The sequence below is a fragment of the Halomonas sp. HP20-15 genome, from assembly GCF_033446685.1.
In the GTDB taxonomy this organism is placed as follows: domain Bacteria; phylum Pseudomonadota; class Gammaproteobacteria; order Pseudomonadales; family Halomonadaceae; genus Modicisalibacter.
In genome coordinates, this window is sequence record NZ_JAWQLY010000052.1 from 1 (window position 1) to 253 (window position 253).

A 253-nucleotide genomic window follows, 5' to 3' on the forward strand; every position below is an offset into this window, starting at 1 on the left:
CGCGGGCGTCCTCGTCGCGGACCTGTTCGATGATGGGGTCGCTCACGGTTCACTCCTCGCGAATCGGTAACGAGCCCGGCGGGTACCGCCGGGCAGGAGAGACGCAAACGACTCACTCGGCCGGGACCGGCTGCAGGCGCTCGGGAATGTCGATTCCCTGCTCCTTGAAGTAGCGTGCCGCGCCTTCGTGCAGCGGCATCGGCAAGCCGGCGATGGCCTTTTCCAGCGCCATGGCCTTGGTCGCCGGATGGAT

1 protein-coding gene is annotated in these 253 nt (G+C 67.2%); it reads right to left on the reverse strand.

Annotation, left to right across the window (positions count from 1 at the left end):
- Nucleotides 1-112 precede the first annotated feature (112 nt).
- Nucleotides 113-253: TAXI family TRAP transporter solute-binding subunit (locus R6258_RS18830; protein ID WP_318453483.1), on the reverse strand; the 141-nt coding region annotated here is incomplete at its 5' end.